We start from the raw sequence: 16,997 nt of genomic DNA, 5'->3' as shown, positions 1-16,997 counted from the left end.
TTCTCTGTCACGCGAGGTGTGGAAAACGGCTCACAGTTGTCGAAAATAATTTCAGGCGCGTGCCTGCACCGTCACCCAGTAGCGGGTAAAGCGTCGCACTTTGACCGGCAGGCTCACTTCCAGCAGGTCCAGGATGCGTTCGCTGTCATCCAGCGGGTAACTGCCGGAGATCAACAGGTTGGCCACCTGCGGATCGCAATTGAGCTGGCCGCGGCGATAGCGCCCCAATTCACCGAGGAAGTCCTCCAGGCGCATATGCGCAGCCATCAACATGCCATCGGCCCAGGCGCCGCTGTTGGCGTCGGTAGGGCGCGGGCTGTCCCAACCCTTGCGGGTGAAGTTGACTTGATGCGCGGTTTGGACCGTCAGCGGCAGGCCGCTGTAAGTGTTGGGCATCACCTCGACCTGGCCGTCGAGGACCGCCAGTTGGGAGTGGTCGTTGAACTGTCGCACGTTGAACCGCGCCGCCTGGCTGGTGAGCAGGCCCTGGCCGGTCAAGACATTCAGTGGTGCGCTGCCTTTGACGCCGGTCAGCAGGATCTCGCCTTCGAGCAGGCGGATCAGGCGTTGCTGGCCATCGAAATGCACATCCACTGCACTGCCAGTGTTGAGCTGCAACTGGCTGCCATCCGCCAACTGCACCTTGCGGCGCTGGCCGACGGGGCTGCGGTAGTCGGCGGTCAGCGGCGGCAGGATATGTTGCTGGCGCAGGCTCCACGCAGCGGCGGAACCGGCACCGAGGATCAGCAGCAGCTTGAGCGCCTGGCGACGGCTGGTGGAGGTCGGCGCATTCAAGGCCGCATGCGCCAGCGGCGACGGCATGCCGCGCAGGCGCTGGTTGACGCGCTGCATGTGGTCCCAGGCGCGCTGGTGCTCGCTGTGGGCATTCAGCCATTGCTGCCAGGCCGCTTGTTGGCGCGGGTTGAGCGCGCCTTGCTGCATTTCCATCAGCCAATGCACGGCTTGTTCGGCGACTTGGGTCGAGAAGTTCATAGGGCGAAGTAGCAGCGCATGGCCGCTTTGCTCAGGTGACGTTTGACGGTGGCGATGGAGATGCCCAGTTCCGCGCCGATTTGCGCATAGGTCAGGCCATCGAGCTGGGCCAGCAGAAACGCGCGTTTGACCTGGACGGGCAGGCCGTCGAGCAGTTGGTCGAGTTCCACCAGGGTTTGCAGGATGATTGCGCGTTCTTCTTCAGACGGCGCCACGTGTTCGGGCATCTGCGCGAGGGCGTCGAGGTAGGCACGTTCCAGGTCCTGGCGACGGTAGAAGTTGAACAGCACGCGCTTGGCGACGGTGGTGAGAAAGGCGCGGGGTTCGATCAGCGTCGGTGTTTCGCGGGCAGTGAGCACGCGGATAAAGGTGTCTTGCGCCAGGTCGGCAGCACTTTCCGGGCAGCCGAGTTTGCGTCGCAACCAGCCGGTGAGCCAGTGATGATGGTCGTTGTACAAAACTTCGACAGTGTTGGACGGCGGCAACGGGGTCACCCTGCGCTACGAGCATGCTTTAGAGAACAAGAATTGTTCGCATTGTAGGCGGCTGAGTAAGGTTCGGCAATCCGTCAGGGCAGGTGTTTTATCCGTTCTGTTTTGCTTATGAGAATATTTATCATTAATATTGCTGGCTGATGAACCTGGCGCCTCCCGCATGAAAAGCAAAACCTCAGTTCCCGCGCTGTACCGTCTGGCCGTCACGTCCCGCGTACTCGCGGCCGTGGTCGGCGGCTACCTGATGGCGTCCTTGGCTGCGATCTGCCTGGCGTTGTGGATGCCCACGTCCCGCGCCGATGCGGTGATCACCGGGATGATGAGTTCCTTTGTGTTCTATCTGCTGGCGGTGCTCTGGTGTTTCGCCTGCCGTACGGCGTGGCGCGCCTGGTTTGGGGTGATGCTGCCCAGTGCCGCCTTTGCCACCCTGGCTGGCGTAGGCATGTGGATGGTGCGCACATGAAAGAGGGTTTCCGTCAGGCCATGGCCTGGTTGCACACCTGGGCCGGATTGATCTTTGGCTGGCTGCTATTCGCGATTTTCCTGACCGGCACCCTGTCGTATTTCAAAGATGAAATCAGCCACTGGATGCAACCCGAAGTACAGGCCCATCCGCTCGACGATGCCCGTAGCCTGGGTGTTGCCCAAGCCTATTTGCAGCAAGTGGCTCCGACCGCCGCGCGCTGGTTCATCACCCTGCCAGACCGCCGCGACCCTGGCCTGTCGGTGATGTGGCAAGACAAGGTCGACCCTGGCAAGCGCGGCAACTTCATCCAGAAAACCCTCGACCCGGTCAGCGGCGAAGCCGTGCAAGCCCGTGAAAGCATGGGCGGCGAATTCTTCTATCGTTTCCACTTCCAACTGCAAATGCCTCACCCGTGGGGGCGCTGGCTGTCGACCACGGCGGCGATGGTGATGTTTATCGCATTGATCACCGGCATCATCACCCACAAGAAAATCTTCAAGGACTTCTTCACCTTCCGCCCGCGCAAAGGCCAGCGCTCCTGGCTCGACGGGCACAACGCCGTGGGCGTGCTGGTATTGCCGTTTCACCTGATGATCACCTACAGCAGCCTGGTGATTTTCATGAGCATGGTGATGCCTGCGCCAATCCTCGCCTCCTATGGCAATGACGCCCGCGCCTTCTTTAATGAAGTGTTCCCCAATACCAACAACGCGCCTGCGCTCGGTCAGCCGGGACAACTGCTGCCATTGGGGCCGATGTACGAGAACGCCCGCGAGCAATGGGCGGGCGGCCATGTCGGGCGAGTAGCGGTGAACAATCCCGGTGATGTCAACGCGTCGGTCAACGTCTTCCGCGCCGGTGCCGACAGCGTGGTGCACGATTTTGGCAGTACCGTGTCGTTCAATGGCACCACTGGCGAGCGCTTGCGGGTCAGTGGCGAGCCGTCGCTGCCGGCGGTCATCGGCGGCAGTTTCTACGGTTTGCATATGGGCCATTTCGCCGGCCCGGTGTTGCGCTGGCTGTACTTTATCTGCGGCCTGGCCGGCACGGCGATGATCGGCACCGGGCTGGTCATCTGGCTCGGCAAGCGCCAGCTCAAGCACGCGAAAACCGGCGTGATGCCATTTGAGTTGCGGCTGGTGGAAGTGCTGAATATCGCCAGCATGTCCGGGCTGATGATCGCCATTGCCGCGTTCTTCTGGGCCAATCGCCTGCTGCCGGTGAGCTTCGCCGAACGCTCCGACTGGGAAGTGCAAACGTTCTTTATCGCCTGGGGCCTGAGCCTGCTGCACGCCCTATTGCGTCGTGGGCGCCAGGGTTGGGTCGAGCAATTGAGTGTCGGCGCACTGTTGTTTGTGGCGATTCCACTGCTCAACGCGTTGACCACGCCTTACCATCTGGGCGCCTCGTTGGCCAAGGGCGACTGGGCCATGGCCGGCTTTGATCTGACATGCCTGGCCAGCGGTGTGTTCCTCGCGTGGGCCGCGTGGAAAATGCAGCACCGTACGGCGCCGCAACCCAAGGCCGAACGGGCACGCGCATTGACCCTCAAGCAGGAGGCGCACTGAATGCTCCTCGCGCTGTTGATGTGCTACGTCGGGTTCACCGCGCTGTGTCTGTCCACCGACCGCCACCATGGTGAATTGCTGCACAGTAAACCGTCGCCCCATCGGCGGCGGATGTTGCGCGCAGCCGGTTGGTTATTACTGATCGCGTCGATCTGGCCTGCTGTGACCGTCGCCGGCTGGAGCCAGGGTTTGGTGGAGTGGTGCGCGGTACTGATGCTCAGCGCACTGCTGTTGGTGCTGTTGTTGCCGTATCGGCCAAGGCTGGCCTTGATCCTGGCGGGCGTTGGCCTGCTGGCCAGCCCCGTTGCGGCCTTCGCCACCCTCTGAGCCCCACCCGATGATGATCAGCACACCGCCCGAGTCCCAAGACAGCCCGCACGCTGACGCGGCGGGCGGGCGTGCGCATTTCCTTCAGGTGTTTTTGTCCCAGCGTTCGCAGATGGAAGCGCTGGTCAGCCGGCGGGTAGGTTGCCGAGCCACGGCGGCGGACTTGGTGCAGGACCTGTTCCTGCGCTTCTGGCGCCGACCGCTGGTACAGGTCGAAGAGCTCAGTACTTACTTGCTGCGCTGCGCTGGCAACATCGCCATCGACCACCTGCGCAGCGAAGGCGCTCGTGCGCGCAGCAGCGAAGGCTGGCTGCCGGAACCGTCAGATAACCAGAGTTCGGAACCCCAGGCGGCGCTCGAAGCGGGCAATGATCTGCGCCATGTCGAAGCCGCGCTGCGCAGCTTGCCGGAGCGCACCCGGCAGATTTTCCTGCTCAACCGCATTCACGGTCGCAAGTACGCGGAAATCGCCAAGGCCATGGGCCTGTCCCAAAGTGCCGTGGAAAAACATATGATGCGTGCCCTCGAAGCCTGCAAGGCCAGCCTTCGTGAACCCTCTTCTCCACGCACGCCAGGGAAAGCACCGTGAACCCCATCCCCACGCCCGACCAGGAACAAGCCGCGCTGGCCTGGCTGAGCCTGTTGCACGACCAACCCAGCAGCGGCGACCAGGCCACGTTCAGCCGTTGGCTGCGGGCCGACCCGGCGCATGTCGAGGCCTATTCACAGGCCCAGGTCGTGTGGGAGTTGAGCGAAGTGCCCGCGCGCCAACTGGCGGACGAAGATGCACTGGCCTTGCAGCGCTACCTCAAGGCAATGAACACCTCGAAACGTTCACGGGTAGTGCGTTGGTCCGGCGCGCTGGCCATGGCCGCGTGCCTGCTGTTGATGGTGTCCATGGGCGCCGGTTGGCAGCCATCGCGTTGGGTCGACGACTTTGGCGCCGACTATGTGAGTGCGCCGGGAGAAGTGAAGACCGTCACCTTGGCCGACCAATCCCAGGTCACGCTGGATGCCGACAGCGCGATTGCCGTGGATTTCAGCCATGGCGAGCGGCATATCCAGTTGCGTCGCGGCGCAGGATTTTTCAGCGTGACCCACACCGGTCAGTCGTTCGTGGTGGAGGCGGGCAGTGGTGAAGCGCGCGTGCTCGGTACGCAATTCGAAGTGCGCCTGCAACCGGCGGGCGCCCAGGTAACGGTGTTATCGGGGCGGGTGGGGGTGACGCCGTCCAAGCAAGCCCAACAGCAGATTCTGACCGCCGGCCAGCAAGTGGCCTACGCCGACGGCAGCGCCGATGCGATGCACCCCGTAGACAGCGAGTCCCGCCTGGCCTGGCGGGACGGCTGGCTGAACTACTACAAGGCGCCGCTGGCCGATGTGATCCAGGACCTGGGCCGCTACTACCCTGGCCGCATCCTGTTGCTCAACGAAGAAATGGGCGCCAAGCGCGTCAGCGGCAGTTTCCCGAGCAAGGACCCGCAGGCGGTGCTGAATGCGTTGCAGGCGGTGTTGGGGTTTGAGCAGCACAACGTGCTCGGGCGGATGATCGTGGTGCGCTGATTACTTCAGCGCGGCCATGATCTTTTCGGGGCTGTATTCGCGGATCAACGAGCCGTTTACGTCCACAAACGGAATCCCCCCACCCCCCAGCGCTTCATACGCATTGCGCGCCTGGGCATCCTTCTCGATATCAAAGGCCTGGTACGGGATGCCCTTCTGATCCAGAAAGCGGCGGATCTGCTTGCAGTACCCGCACCATTCGGTGGAATAGAGCACCACGCGCGCCGAAGCGCGCACGTGTTCGGGCGCGACCTGCGACGGATTGAACAGCCGCTCGATCTTGCCCCAGTTCTGGATCACCACCACGACCAGCAATACCAGCAGGACTTTCTTGAAGACCCCGCCGAGCATCAGTTGCGGCGCTTGAGCTGGTCGGTCAATTGGGTCGGCAGGCCCTTGATGATCAGGGTGCCGGCGGCTTCGTCGTATTCGATTTTGTCGCCCAGCAGGTGCGCTTCAAAACTGATCGACAAGCCTTCGGCGCGGCCGGTGAAGCGGCGGAACTGGTTAAGGGTGCGTTTATCCGCCGGGATTTCCGGCGACAGGCCGTAGTCCTTGTTGCGGATATGGTCGTAGAACGCCTTGGGCCGATCTTCATCGATCAAACCGGACAATTCTTCCAGGCCCATGGGCTCGCCGAGCTTGGCCTGGCTGCTGGCGTAGTCCACCAGGGTCTTGGTTTTTTCGCGGGCGGATTCGTCCGGCAGGTCTTCGCTTTCGACGAAATCGCTGAACGCCTTGAGCAGGGTGCGGGTCTCGCCGGGGCCGTCGACACCTTCCTGGCAGCCGATAAAGTCGCGGAAGTACTCCGAGACCTTCTTGCCGTTCTTGCCCTTGATAAACGAGATGTACTGCTTGGACTGCTTGTTGTTCTGCCATTCGGAGACGTTGATGCGCGCCGCCAGGTGCAGTTGGCCGAGGTCCAGGTGACGCGAAGGGGTCACGTCCAGCTCATCGGTCACCGCCACGCCTTCGCTGTGGTGCAGCAGGGCGATGGCCAGGTAGTCGGTCATGCCTTGTTGGTAGTGGGCAAACAGCACATGGCCGCCGGTGGAGAGGTTGGACTCTTCCATCAGTTTTTGCAGGTGCTCGACCGCCGTACGGCTGAAGGTGGTGAAATCCTGGCCACCGTCGAAATAGTCCTTCAACCAGCCGCTGAACGGGTGCGCGCCCGACTCGGCATGGAAGAAACCCCAGGCCTTGCCTTGTTTGGCGTTGTAGCTCTCGTTGAGGTCGGCAAGCATGTTCTCGATGGCGGCGGATTCGGCCAACTCCGTGTCACGGGCGTGGAGAACTGCGGGTGTGCCGTCGGGTTTTTTGTCGATCAGGTGGACGATGCAATGACGGATCGGCATGGGCTTCTCGGCTGGTTGAGCGGGGAGCGGTTGCCTCCCCGAAAAGTCGCCCAGTGTACCGCACCCATTGGCCAAGACACCCGTCGAAGGGTGTTTTGGGCGCTGTCCGACGGGGCATATGCCTTTTTTTCACGGTTTAGAGCGATAAAGCTGACCAAATGGCTAGGTAGAAGCGGATATTTCCCCGTCTCTGTGCTAGTTTTGCCCCGTCTTACGCCAAGTCTCGGCGTTAAGCGTGCATTCAGCATCTGTCAGGTCGAACCAATCCCCGTTTCAAGCATCTATAACCCCGAACTTCGTGGTTATGGTCGGGGGTGCCAGGCCTTGACGGTCGGGCTCGATGGCTGACACTGCACTCTGCAATCCATATGAATTTGATAGGGAAGGAACACCACAATGGCTATTACTAAAGACCAACTGATCGCTGACCTGGCTGAAGCAGTAGACGCACCGAAAACTACCGTGCGCGCTCTGCTGGACCAACTGAGCCAAGTTGTTGCTGACCAGCTGGAAAACGGCGGCGAAATCACTCTGCCAGGCGTTGGCAAACTGAAAGTGACCGAGCGTCCTGCCCGTACTGGCCGTAACCCTTCGACTGGCGCTGCCATCGAAATCGCTGCCAAGAAAGTTATCAAGCTGGTTGTGGCCAAAGGCCTGACCGACGCTGTTAACAAGTAAGACGCAGCAAAAAAAACCGTGCACCGGAGCGATCCGGGCACGGTTTTTTGTTGCCTGCGATTTGCAGGTGCAGGTTTATTGTAGTGAGCGGGCTTGTCCCGCGCTGGGCCGCGAAGCGGCCCCAAAACCAGGCAATCAGGTTCTAACTGGCAGAACGCGTCGACCGAATTAGGGCTGCTTCGCAGCCCAGCGCGGGACAAGCCCGCTCACTACAGTGAGTCAGTCGCGAACCCAGCGCTGACGCCAGATTTTCTGCTCGTTCTTGGTCTGGAACGTCCAGGCGACAAAACGGCTTTGTTTCTGGCCCTGGGACATTTCCACCACCTGGCTTTCCAACGCACCGGCCTTTTTCAGCGCGGTTTCAATGGCCGGCAGGTTGGAGGCTTTCGAGACCAGTGTGCTGAACCACAGTACCCGATGCGCGACCTTGGCGCTTTCCGCGATCAACTGGGTCACAAATCGCGCTTCACCCCCTTCACACCACAGCTCGGCGGATTGGCCACCGAAGTTCAACACCGGCAACTTGCGCTTGGGATCGGCCTTGCCCAGGGCGCGCCATTTACGCTCGCTGCCCTTGGTGGCTTCCTCCATCGACGCATGAAAGGGCGGGTTGCACATGGTCAGGTCAAACGCCTCGCCTGTTTCCAACAGGTTGAGCAGGATGTGCTTGGGATTGGTTTGCTGACGCAGTTGAATGACTTTGCTCAAGTCATTGGACTGCACGATGGCCCTGGCAGCGGCCACGGCGATCGGGTCGACTTCCGAACCGAGGAAATTCCAGCGGTATTCCATGTAGCCAATCAGCGGATAGACGCAGTTGGCGCCCATGCCGATGTCCAGCACCTTGATGATCGAACCGCGTGGGATCTTGCCGTCGTTGTTGCTGGCCAGCAGGTCGGCGAGGAAATGCACGTAGTCCGCACGCCCCGGCACCGGTGGGCACAGGTAGTCGGCGGGAATGTCCCAATGCTGGATGCCATAGAAGGACTTGAGCAACGCCCGGTTGAACACCCGCACCGCATCCGGGCTGGCGAAGTCGATGCTCTCTTTGCCATACGGGTTGATGATCACGTATTTCGCCAGTTCCGGCGTGGTCTTGATCAGCGCCGGGAAGTCGTAACGGCCTGTGTGGCGGTTGCGCGGGTGCAGGGTGGCCTCTTTGCGCGGCGCGACGGGTTTGGCCGTGGCGGCGGTTTTAGGCTTCTTGCGCGGAGGCTTGGGTGTGCTGGGGGCGGTCATGATGATTCTGGGGTTGGCTCAATGTGGCGGGTATTGTCACACATTCTTGAGGTCACCTCGGTCAAATGTGGGAGGGGGCTTGCCCCCGATGGCGGTGTATCAGCCAATCTGTAGGTTGCTGACACACTGCTATCGGGGGCAAGCCCCCTCCCACATTGATTGCATTGCCAGTTTGGCAGTGGGGAATTTCAGGCCAAAAAAAGAGGCCCGAAGGCCTCTTTATCTGCACAGGTTCCAGCTTACAGGCTGGAAATCCGCGCATGTTGCTCCGCCAGCTTGCCCAGGGCCTGTTCGGCCTCGGCCAGCTTGGCGCGTTCCTTGTCGATCACTTCGGCCGGCGCCTTGTCGACGAATGCCGCGTTGGACAGCTTGCCGCCCACCCGCTGCACTTCGCCTTGCAAGCGCGCGATTTCCTTGTCGAGGCGGGCCAGTTCGGCGCCCTTGTCGATCAGGCCGGCCATCGGCACCAGCACTTCCATCTCGCCCACCAGTGCGGTGGCGGACAGCGGTGCTTCGGCGTCAGCCGCCAATACAGTGATGGACTCCAGCTTCGCCAGCTTCTTGAGCAGCGCATCGTTCTCGGCGAGACGACGCTGGTCTTCGGCACTGGCGTTCTTCACGAACACGGCCAACGGCTTGCCCGGCCCGATGTTCATCTCGGCGCGGATGTTGCGCGTGCCGAGCATCAGGGTCTTGAGCCATTCGATATCGCTTTCGGCTGCCTCATCAATGCGCGCTTCATTGGCCACTGGCCAAGGTTGCAGCATGATGGTCTTGCCTTCGATACCGGCCAGCGGCGCCAGGCGCTGCCAGATTTCTTCGGTGATGAACGGCATGAACGGGTGCGCCAGGCGCAGTGCCACTTCCAGCACGCGAACCAGGGTGCGGCGGGTGCCGCGCTGGCGTTCAACCGGCGCGTTTTCGTCCCACAGCACTGGCTTGGACAGTTCCAGGTACCAGTCGCAATACTGGTTCCAGATGAACTCGTACAAGGCCTGCGCCGCCAGGTCGAAACGGAACTGGTCGAGTTGGCGCGTCACTTCGGCTTCGGTGCGTTGCAGCTGCGAGATAATCCAGCGATCCGCCAGGGACAGCTCATACGCTTCGCCGTTCTGGCCGCAGTCTTCGCCTTTATCCAGCACGTAGCGCGCGGCGTTCCAGATCTTGTTGCAGAAGTTGCGATAGCCTTCGACGCGGCCCATGTCGAACTTGATGTCGCGACCGGTGGACGCCAGCGAGCAGAAGGTGAAGCGCAGGGCGTCGGTGCCGTAGCTGGCGATGCCGTCGGCGAACTCGTCGCGGGTCTGCTTCTCGATCTTCTTCGCCAGTTTCGGCTGCATCAGGCCCGAGGTGCGTTTCTGCACCAGGGTTTCCAGGTCGATGCCGTCGATGATGTCCAGCGGGTCCAGGACGTTGCCCTTGGACTTGGACATCTTCTGGCCCTGGCCGTCACGTACCAGGCCGTGCACGTACACGGTCTTGAACGGAACCTGCGGGGTGCCGTCCTCGTTCTTCACCAAGTGCATGGTCAGCATGATCATCCGGGCAACCCAGAAGAAAATGATGTCGAAACCGGTGACCAGCACGTCGGTGGAGTGGAATTTCTTGAGGAACTCGGTCTGCTGCGGCCAGCCCAGGGTGGAGAAGGTCCACAGGCCCGAACTGAACCAGGTGTCCAGTACGTCGTTGTCCTGTTGCAGCGCAACGTCGGCACCGAGGTTGTGCTTGGCACGCACTTCGGCTTCGTCGCGGCCTACATAGACCTTGCCCGACTCGTCGTACCAGGCCGGAATGCGGTGGCCCCACCACAGCTGACGGCTGATGCACCAATCCTGGATGTCACGCATCCACGAGAAGTACATGTTTTCGTACTGCTTGGGCACGAACTGGATACGGCCGTCTTCCACGGCGGCAATGGCAGGTTCTGCCAGCGGCTTTGTGGACACGTACCACTGGTCGGTCAGCCACGGCTCGATCACGGTGCCGGAACGGTCGCCTTTCGGCACTTTGAGGCCGTGGTCGTCAACGCTCACCAGCAGGCCGGCGGCGTCGAAGGCGGCAACGATCTGCTTGCGTGCTTCGAAACGGTCGAGGCCGGCGTATTCGGCCGGGATCTTGCCGTCGATGCTGTCGTTCAGCGTGCCGTCCAGGTTGAACACCTGACAGGCCGGCAGTACGGCGGCGTTTTTGTCGAAGATGTTCAGCAGCGGCAGGTTGTGGCGCTTGCCGACTTCATAGTCGTTGAAATCGTGGGCCGGGGTGATTTTCACGCAGCCGGTGCCGAATTCCGGGTCGCAGTAGTCGTCCGCGATGATCGGGATGCGACGGCCAACCAGCGGCAACTCGACGAACTTGCCGATCAGTGCCTGGTAGCGCTCATCGTTCGGGTTAACCGCGACGGCGGCGTCGCCGAGCATGGTTTCCGGACGGGTGGTAGCGACGATCAGGTAGTCGTTGCCTTCGGCGGTCTTGGCGCCGTCGGCCAGCGGATACTTGAGGTTCCACAGGAAACCTTTCTCGTCGTGGTTTTCCACTTCGAGGTCGGAAATTGCCGTGTGCAACTTGGTGTCCCAGTTGACCAAGCGCTTGCCGCGGTAGATCAGGCCGTCTTCATGCAGGCGCACGAAGGCTTCTTTTACGGCTTCCGACAGGCCGTCGTCCATGGTGAAGCGCTCGCGGCTCCAGTCGACGGACGAGCCTAGGCGACGGATCTGACGGCTGATATTGCCGCCGGACTGGTCTTTCCATTCCCAGATCTTTTCCAGGAATTTCTCGCGACCCAGGTCGTGACGGCTCTGGCCAGTGGCTTCGAGTTGGCGTTCCACCAGCATTTGGGTGGCGATACCGGCGTGGTCGGTGCCCGGTTGCCACAGGGTGTTGCGGCCCTGCATGCGGCGGAAACGGATCAACGCATCCATGATCGCATTGTTGAAGCCATGGCCCATGTGCAGGCTGCCAGTGACGTTCGGTGGCGGAATCATGATGGTGTAGGAATCGCCCGCGCCTTGCGGGGCGAAATAATTCTCGGATTCCCAGGTGTTGTACCAGGAAGTTTCGATGGCGTGCGGCTGGTAGGTCTTATCCATGCGCGGCGGGACCCTAGTTGGCATTTATTCAGGAAAGCCGGCAAGTATAACGGGGGAGGGCGTGGAGGGCGAGTTGAAGACGGTCTAAAGGTTGATGCAAAACCAATGTGGGAGGGGCGGTGCGACGATTCGACTTGCCCCCGATGGCGGCGTGTCAGTTAAAGATGAACTGGCTGACCCACCGCCATCGGGGGCAAGCCCCCTCCCACAGGGAATCTATGCAAGCCTCAGGACTGGTATTGGCTCAACAACCGCTCCATCCGCGCATCCAGCCGACGCTTGATCTCGGTTTCGATATGCGGGGCAAAGTCGTCGATCACGTCTTGCATGATCAGTTGCGCGGCGGCGCGCAGTTCGTTGTCCAGGTGCAGCAGCAGGGCGTCGGGGCTTTTTTCGACAGCGGCAGGCTCCGGCGCAGGGGGCTTGCTCTCCGCCAAATCGAACAGCATTGGAATCTGTACCTCGCTCTCGACCGTTTCGGTCAGCAGCGGCGGCTGTAAGTCATCATCACCCAGCAACTGGCGGATCGACTCAAGGTCATCCAGCAGGTGGTCGTCTTTTTTCAGCGGGTTGGGAGTGTCCATCGTGTACTCAAAGTCGTTGTAGCCGGTGATCTTGCAAAGGATAGCCCTGTTCGCGATAGAAACGGAAACTCTCCCGCGCGGCCTGACGAATAGCCGGGTCCTCCACCACGACTTCTGCCACACGGGCAAACGCCTTGGCGAAGGGCGGTACTTTCAGGTCCAGGTTCACCAGCAGGTCATGGTGATCACCGCAGCTCTCGCCCAGCCCTAGTACCACCAGGCCTTCGGGTTCGGATTCAGCGGGTCCATGGGGCACGAAGCTTTCACCCTTGAAGCGCCACAGGCGGGCGTCCAGTTCGTCGCGTTGGGCGGCATCGCTGCAATGCAGGTAGATGCGGTGGCCCATGCGCCAGGCTTTTTCGGTGAGTTTGCAAGCAAAGTCCAGGCGCGCGAGCGGGTCGGCGCTGGGCAATATATAGAAGTCGACTTGGGTCATTGCGGTTCCTGAGCGACCTTGGAAGCTCTAGGGCGAGCTTTTTGTGGCGAGGGAGCTTGCTCCCGTTGGGGTGCGAAGCGCCCCCAAAAGTCGGGGGACTGCTGCGCAATCCAGCGGGAGCAAGCTCCCTCGCCACAGTTCAGTTTCAGGCCTTGGCGCGATCCAGCAGGTACTGGGTCAGCAATGGCACCGGACGGCCAGTGGCGCCCTTGTCCTTGCCGCCGCTGGTCCAGGCGGTGCCGGCGATGTCCAGGTGAGCCCAGTTGAAGTTCTTGGCAAAACGCGACAGGAAGCAGGCCGCCGTGATGGTGCCGGCTTTCGGGCCGCCGATGTTGGCGATGTCGGCGAACGGGCTGTCCAACTGTTCCTGGTACTCATCGAACAGCGGCAGTTGCCAGGCGCGATCGTCAGCCGCCTTGCCGGCGCTGAGCAGTTGCTCGATCAGTTCGTCATTGTTGCCCAGCAGGCCCGAAGTGTGGGAGCCCAGTGCGACGATGCACGCGCCGGTCAGGGTAGCGATGTCGATCACAGCCTGTGGCTTGAAACGTTCGGCGTAGGTCAGCGCATCGCACAGCACCAGGCGGCCTTCGGCGTCGGTGTTGAGGATTTCAACGGTCTGGCCGCTCATGGTCGTGACGATATCGCCCGGGCGCGCTGCGCCGCCACTCGGCATGTTCTCGGCGCAGGCCAGAATGCACACCAGGTTGATCGGCAGCTTGAGTTCCAGCACGGCACGCAGGGTGCCGAACACGCTGGCGGCGCCGCCCATGTCGTATTTCATCTCGTCCATGCCGGCGCCCGGCTTGAGGCTGATGCCGCCGGTGTCGAAGGTGATGCCTTTACCGACCAGGGCGTATGGCTTGTCGGCCTTCTTGCCGCCGTTGTATTGCATCACGATCAAGCGTGGCGGCTGGTCGCTGCCTTGACCCACGGCATAGAACGAGCCCATGCCCAGTTCCTTGATCTTCTTCTCGTCCAGCACCTCGACTTTGAGGCCCTTGAACTCTTTGCCCAGCGCCTTGGCCTGTTCGCCGAGGAACGTAGGATGGCAGATGTTCGGCGGCAGGTTACCCAGGTCACGGGTGAACGACATGCCGTTGGCGATGGCGGTAGCGTGGGTCACGGCGCGCTGCACTTCGGCTTGTGCGGCCTTGATGGTCAGCAGGGTGATTTTCTTCAGGGCGCGGGGTTCGGCCTTGGTGCTCTTGAACTGGTCGAAGATATAGCCGCCGTCCACCAGGCTTTCGGCCAGCAGGCGGGTCTTGCCGTAGCTGTCGCGGCCTTTTACCACGACTTCATCCAGCGCCAGGGTGGCATCGCTGCCGCCCAGGCCCTTGAGGGTGTTGAGGATACCGCTGACAATTTTGCGGAACGGGCGGTCGCCCAGTTCGGCGTCCTTGCCCACGCCCACCAGCAATACGCGGTCGGCTTTAAGGTTGGGCAGGCTTTGCAGCAGCAGGCTCTGGCCGACTTTGCCAGCCAGGTCGCCGCGTTTGAGGACCGCGCTGATCGCGCCGCCGCTCAGTTCGTCGAGTTGCTTGGCGGCAACGCCGAGCTTGCGGCCTTCGCCAATGGCGACCACGAGGGTGGCGGTTTTCAACGTTTCGGGGCTAACGCTTTTTACAACCAATTCCATTTTCGGGTCCCTTATCAAGGTCTGAGAGCGTTGCGTCTGTACGCAGGCTTTAATGCATGGCAGCGGTGTAAGCCGCCAGCGACAAAGGCCGCAGTTTGAACCTCGCCGACGGAGCCTGACAACCCTTGCAGAACGCTTTGTGCGTGTGTGCAGAGCTTGCTCCGTGACAGGCGCGGCCAATCACAGGATAATGCGCCATCTTTTTAGCCGGCCCCTTTAAACGGGCTGACTCGGTATGCTTGCTTGTTTGGCCGCCTTAGCCTGACAACCCTGGAGTGTCTGGTTTGATCGTCTTCCGTTATCTGTCCCGCGAAGTCCTGTTGACCCTGAGTGCCGTGAGTGCGGTGCTGCTGGTCATCATCATGAGTGGTCGTTTCGTCAAATACCTGGCCCAGGCTGCTTCTGGCGCCCTGGACCCTGGCTCGCTGTTCCTGATCATGGGCTTTCGCCTGCCGGGGTTCATGCAACTGATCCTGCCGTTGGGCCTGTTCCTCGGGATCCTGCTGGCCTACGGTCGCCTGTACCTTGAAAGCGAAATGACCGTGCTCTCGGCCACCGGCATGAGCCAGCAACGTTTGCTGGGCATGACCATGATCCCGGCCGCCGGTATTGCCTTGATCGTGGCCTGGCTGAGCCTGAGCCTGGCCCCTCAAGGCGCCATGCAGTTTCAGCTGGTGCTGAACAAACAGGACGCGATGACCGAGTTCGATACCCTCGAACCGGGCCGTTTCCAGGCGCTCAATGACGGCTCCCGTGTGACCTACACCGAGACCCTGACCGAAAACCGCGCCAACCTCGGCGGCGTGTTTATCTCCGAGAAGCGCCTGGGGCAAGACAAGAAAGACCGTGGCATTTCCATCCTGGTCGCCGACTCGGGCCGCCAGGAAGTGCGCCCGGACGGCAGCCGCTACCTGATCCTGGAGAACGGCTATCGCTATGACGGCAGCCCCGGCCAGGCCGACTACCGTGCCATCAAGTACGACACCTACGGCGTAATGCTGGAGCGCCCTGATGTCAGTGACGAGGTCACCGACCGCGACGCGATCCCTACGCTCGATCTGTTCGGCAGCCAGGAACTGCGCTCCATTGCCGAGCTGCAATGGCGCCTGTCCTTGCCGTTGCTGGTGTTTATCGTGACCTTGATGGCTGTACCGCTGTCCCGCGTCAACCCGCGTCAGGGCCGTTTCCTCAAGCTGTTGCCGGCGATCCTGCTGTACATGGCTTACCTCACCATCCTGATTTCCGCCCGCGGCGCCCTGGAGAAGGGCAAGCTGTCGCCGACCCTGGGCCTGTGGTGGGTGCACGGGATCTTCCTGGTGATCGGCCTGGGGCTGCTCTATTGGGAACCGATCCGTTTGAAAATGAAGAGCCGTCGTGGCCAGAAGGAGTTGGCTCGTGGCTAAGCTCGATCGCTACATTGGTAGCAGCGTACTGATCGCCATCCTGGCGGTATTGGGCATTATCCTTGGGCTGGCGTCGTTGTTCGCCTTCATCGATGAGGTCGGCAACGTCAGCGACACCTACACCGTGTGGGACGTGATGAGCTACGTGGCCCTCACTGCGCCGCGTCGCCTCTACGACATGATGCCGATGGCCGCACTGATCGGTTGCCTGATCGGCCTGGGCAGCCTGGCCAGCAACAGTGAACTGACCATCATGCGCGCGGCCGGCGTGTCCATCGGTCGAATTGTCTGGGCCGTCATGAAGCCTATGTTGCTGCTGATGGCCTGCAGCGTATTGATCGGCGAGTACGTCGCTCCACCCGCCGAGACCACCGCCCAGGCCAATCGCGCGCTGGCGCAGGGTTCGGGCGATGCACAAAGCTCCAAGCACGGCCTGTGGCACCGCCAGGGTGACGAGTTCATCCACATCAACGCCGTGCAGCCGGGTGGCCTGTTGATTGGTGTGACGCGTTACACGTTCGACAAAGAACGTCACCTGTTGGAGTCCAGCTTCGCCAAACGTGCGCAATACGGCAGCGAAAAATGGCAACTCAGCGACGTCACTACGACCTACTTCCGTAACATCGGCCAAGGCACCAAGGCCAGTACCGAAGTGATCAATGTGCCGAGCCAGGAGTGGGATATCGCCCTCAAGCCGGAACTGTTGAATACGGTGGTAATGATCCCCGAAAGCCTGCCGATCTCCGGATTGTGGGGTTACATCCACTATTTGAAGGACCAGGGCCTGAACAACGGCCGTTACTGGCTGGCATTTTGGGTCAAGGTGTTGCAGCCGGTAGTGACTGCCGCGCTGGTGCTGATGGCGATCTCGTTCATCTTTGGTCCGCTGCGTTCGGTAACCTTGGGCCAGCGCGTGTTTACTGGCGTATTGGTGGGCTTCACGTTCCGCATCGCCCAGGACCTGCTCGGCCCGTCGAGCCTGGTGTTTGGCTTCTCGCCGCTGTTTGCGGTGCTGGTGCCCACCGCCATCTGCGCCCTGGCCGGCTTCTGGCTGTTGCGCCGAGCCGGTTGATTCCGCGCTTATGTTCAAAAAATGCCCCGTTCGAAAGATCGGGGCATTTTTGTTCTGGTCAGCAAAGATGACGTCTGGCCCGAGCATCAGGTACAAT

At 61.3% G+C, this 16,997-nt stretch carries 17 protein-coding genes; 8 read left to right on the top strand and 9 right to left on the bottom strand.

Translation table 11 applies throughout. The features are described from left to right. Nucleotides 1-51 precede the first annotated feature (51 nt). Entirely contained in the window at nucleotides 52-993 is a 942-nt protein-coding gene (locus DYL61_RS21705) for a FecR domain-containing protein (RefSeq protein ID WP_135310032.1), read from the bottom strand. After that, complete coding sequence (locus DYL61_RS21700) at nucleotides 990-1,478, bottom strand: sigma-70 family RNA polymerase sigma factor (protein ID WP_135310031.1); 489 nt, start codon at nucleotides 1,476-1,478, stop codon at nucleotides 990-992. The genes DYL61_RS21705 and DYL61_RS21700 overlap by 4 nt, the downstream gene beginning before the upstream one ends. Nucleotides 1,479-1,647: 169 nt before the next feature. Between DYL61_RS21700 and DYL61_RS21695 the strand changes: the two genes are divergently transcribed. The 5 genes from DYL61_RS21695 to DYL61_RS21675 are packed head-to-tail and all read left to right on the top strand — an operon-like array spanning nucleotide 1,648 to nucleotide 5,411. Continuing rightward, entirely contained in the window at nucleotides 1,648-1,950 is a 303-nt protein-coding gene (locus DYL61_RS21695; RefSeq protein WP_135310030.1) for a DUF3649 domain-containing protein, read from the top strand. Further along, nucleotides 1,947-3,521, top strand: coding sequence for a PepSY-associated TM helix domain-containing protein (locus DYL61_RS21690; protein WP_135310029.1), 1,575 nt, complete (start codon nucleotides 1,947-1,949; stop codon nucleotides 3,519-3,521). Before DYL61_RS21695 ends, DYL61_RS21690 begins: the two co-directional genes overlap by 4 nt. Next, the gene (locus tag DYL61_RS21685; protein WP_135310028.1) at nucleotides 3,522-3,848 is read left to right on the top strand and encodes a DUF3325 domain-containing protein; all 327 of its coding nucleotides are present in this window, start codon (nucleotides 3,522-3,524) and stop codon (nucleotides 3,846-3,848) included. A 10-nt stretch (nucleotides 3,849-3,858) separates the two neighbouring features. Continuing rightward, nucleotides 3,859-4,437, top strand: a complete 579-nt coding sequence (locus tag DYL61_RS21680; protein WP_135310027.1) for an RNA polymerase sigma factor — start codon at nucleotides 3,859-3,861, stop codon at nucleotides 4,435-4,437. Continuing rightward, nucleotides 4,434-5,411: a FecR family protein gene (locus DYL61_RS21675; RefSeq protein WP_135310026.1), complete on the top strand. Its 978-nt coding sequence runs from the start codon at nucleotides 4,434-4,436 to the stop codon at nucleotides 5,409-5,411. The genes DYL61_RS21680 and DYL61_RS21675 overlap by 4 nt, the downstream gene beginning before the upstream one ends. Here DYL61_RS21675 and DYL61_RS21670 read toward each other — a convergent pair whose 3' ends face one another. Both DYL61_RS21670 and yejK read right to left on the bottom strand, forming a co-directional pair. After that, entirely contained in the window at nucleotides 5,412-5,762 is a 351-nt protein-coding gene (locus DYL61_RS21670; RefSeq protein WP_135310025.1) for a glutaredoxin family protein, read from the bottom strand. Next, nucleotides 5,762-6,766, bottom strand: coding sequence for a nucleoid-associated protein YejK (gene yejK, locus DYL61_RS21665; RefSeq protein ID WP_032893412.1), 1,005 nt, complete (start codon nucleotides 6,764-6,766; stop codon nucleotides 5,762-5,764). The genes DYL61_RS21670 and yejK overlap by 1 nt, the downstream gene beginning before the upstream one ends. 396 nt (nucleotides 6,767-7,162) lie before the next feature. Here yejK and DYL61_RS21660 point away from each other — a divergent pair, with 396 nt between their 5' ends. Next, nucleotides 7,163-7,444, top strand: a complete 282-nt coding sequence (locus DYL61_RS21660) for an HU family DNA-binding protein (RefSeq protein WP_003188840.1) — start codon at nucleotides 7,163-7,165, stop codon at nucleotides 7,442-7,444. Nucleotides 7,445-7,663: 219 nt separating this feature from the next. Here DYL61_RS21660 and rlmF read toward each other — a convergent pair whose 3' ends face one another. From rlmF to DYL61_RS21635, 5 genes are all read right to left on the bottom strand, one after another. Next, entirely contained in the window at nucleotides 7,664-8,683 is a 1,020-nt protein-coding gene (rlmF, locus tag DYL61_RS21655) for a 23S rRNA (adenine(1618)-N(6))-methyltransferase RlmF (protein WP_135310024.1), read from the bottom strand. A 239-nt stretch (nucleotides 8,684-8,922) separates the two neighbouring features. Next, a complete protein-coding gene (locus DYL61_RS21650; RefSeq protein WP_135310023.1) occupies nucleotides 8,923-11,769 on the bottom strand; it encodes a valine--tRNA ligase in 2,847 nt (948 codons plus the stop codon). Between the two features lie 227 nt (nucleotides 11,770-11,996). Further along, entirely contained in the window at nucleotides 11,997-12,353 is a 357-nt protein-coding gene (locus tag DYL61_RS21645) for a DNA polymerase III subunit chi (RefSeq protein ID WP_105700143.1), read from the bottom strand. Nucleotides 12,354-12,360: 7 nt separating this feature from the next. After that, nucleotides 12,361-12,789, bottom strand: coding sequence for a DNA polymerase III subunit chi (locus DYL61_RS21640; RefSeq protein ID WP_135310022.1), 429 nt, complete (start codon nucleotides 12,787-12,789; stop codon nucleotides 12,361-12,363). Nucleotides 12,790-12,934: 145 nt separating this feature from the next. Continuing rightward, entirely contained in the window at nucleotides 12,935-14,425 is a 1,491-nt protein-coding gene (locus DYL61_RS21635; protein ID WP_135310021.1) for a leucyl aminopeptidase, read from the bottom strand. 284 nt (nucleotides 14,426-14,709) lie between these two features. Between DYL61_RS21635 and lptF the strand changes: the two genes are divergently transcribed. Together lptF and lptG are read left to right on the top strand one after the other, a co-directional pair. Beyond that, nucleotides 14,710-15,828 carry an LPS export ABC transporter permease LptF gene (gene lptF / locus DYL61_RS21630; protein ID WP_135310020.1) on the top strand — a complete coding sequence of 373 codons (1,119 nt, stop codon included), beginning with the start codon at nucleotides 14,710-14,712 and terminating at the stop codon, nucleotides 15,826-15,828. Then, the gene (gene lptG / locus DYL61_RS21625; protein ID WP_135310019.1) at nucleotides 15,821-16,900 is read left to right on the top strand and encodes an LPS export ABC transporter permease LptG; all 1,080 of its coding nucleotides are present in this window, start codon (nucleotides 15,821-15,823) and stop codon (nucleotides 16,898-16,900) included. The genes lptF and lptG overlap by 8 nt, the downstream gene beginning before the upstream one ends. Nucleotides 16,901-16,997: the final 97 nt, after the last annotated feature.

This window comes from Pseudomonas nabeulensis, from assembly GCF_004682045.1.
GTDB lineage: Bacteria > Pseudomonadota > Gammaproteobacteria > Pseudomonadales > Pseudomonadaceae > Aquipseudomonas > Aquipseudomonas nabeulensis.
Note: the sequence above shows the minus strand (reverse complement) of the source record. Positions and strands in the feature narration are given on the sequence as shown.

Bases quoted from the DNA above. Each gene is read 5' to 3' on its own strand.
- yejK (WP_032893412.1), bottom strand. From the start codon at position 6,766: ATGCCGATCCGTCATTGCATCGTCCACCTGATCGACAAAAAACCCGAC.
- DYL61_RS21640 (WP_135310022.1), bottom strand. From the start codon at position 12,789: ATGACCCAAGTCGACTTCTATATATTGCCCAGCGCCGACCCGCTCGCG.
- DYL61_RS21645 (WP_105700143.1), bottom strand. From the start codon at position 12,353: ATGGACACTCCCAACCCGCTGAAAAAAGACGACCACCTGCTGGATGAC.
- DYL61_RS21695 (WP_135310030.1), top strand. From the start codon at position 1,648: ATGAAAAGCAAAACCTCAGTTCCCGCGCTGTACCGTCTGGCCGTCACG.
- DYL61_RS21650 (WP_135310023.1), bottom strand. From the start codon at position 11,769: ATGGATAAGACCTACCAGCCGCACGCCATCGAAACTTCCTGGTACAAC.
- DYL61_RS21660 (WP_003188840.1), top strand. From the start codon at position 7,163: ATGGCTATTACTAAAGACCAACTGATCGCTGACCTGGCTGAAGCAGTA.
- rlmF (WP_135310024.1), bottom strand. From the start codon at position 8,683: ATGACCGCCCCCAGCACACCCAAGCCTCCGCGCAAGAAGCCTAAAACC.
- DYL61_RS21670 (WP_135310025.1), bottom strand. From the start codon at position 5,762: ATGCTCGGCGGGGTCTTCAAGAAAGTCCTGCTGGTATTGCTGGTCGTG.
- DYL61_RS21680 (WP_135310027.1), top strand. From the start codon at position 3,859: ATGATGATCAGCACACCGCCCGAGTCCCAAGACAGCCCGCACGCTGAC.
- DYL61_RS21635 (WP_135310021.1), bottom strand. From the start codon at position 14,425: ATGGAATTGGTTGTAAAAAGCGTTAGCCCCGAAACGTTGAAAACCGCC.
- DYL61_RS21690 (WP_135310029.1), top strand. From the start codon at position 1,947: ATGAAAGAGGGTTTCCGTCAGGCCATGGCCTGGTTGCACACCTGGGCC.
- DYL61_RS21705 (WP_135310032.1), bottom strand. From the start codon at position 993: ATGAACTTCTCGACCCAAGTCGCCGAACAAGCCGTGCATTGGCTGATG.
- DYL61_RS21685 (WP_135310028.1), top strand. From the start codon at position 3,522: ATGCTCCTCGCGCTGTTGATGTGCTACGTCGGGTTCACCGCGCTGTGT.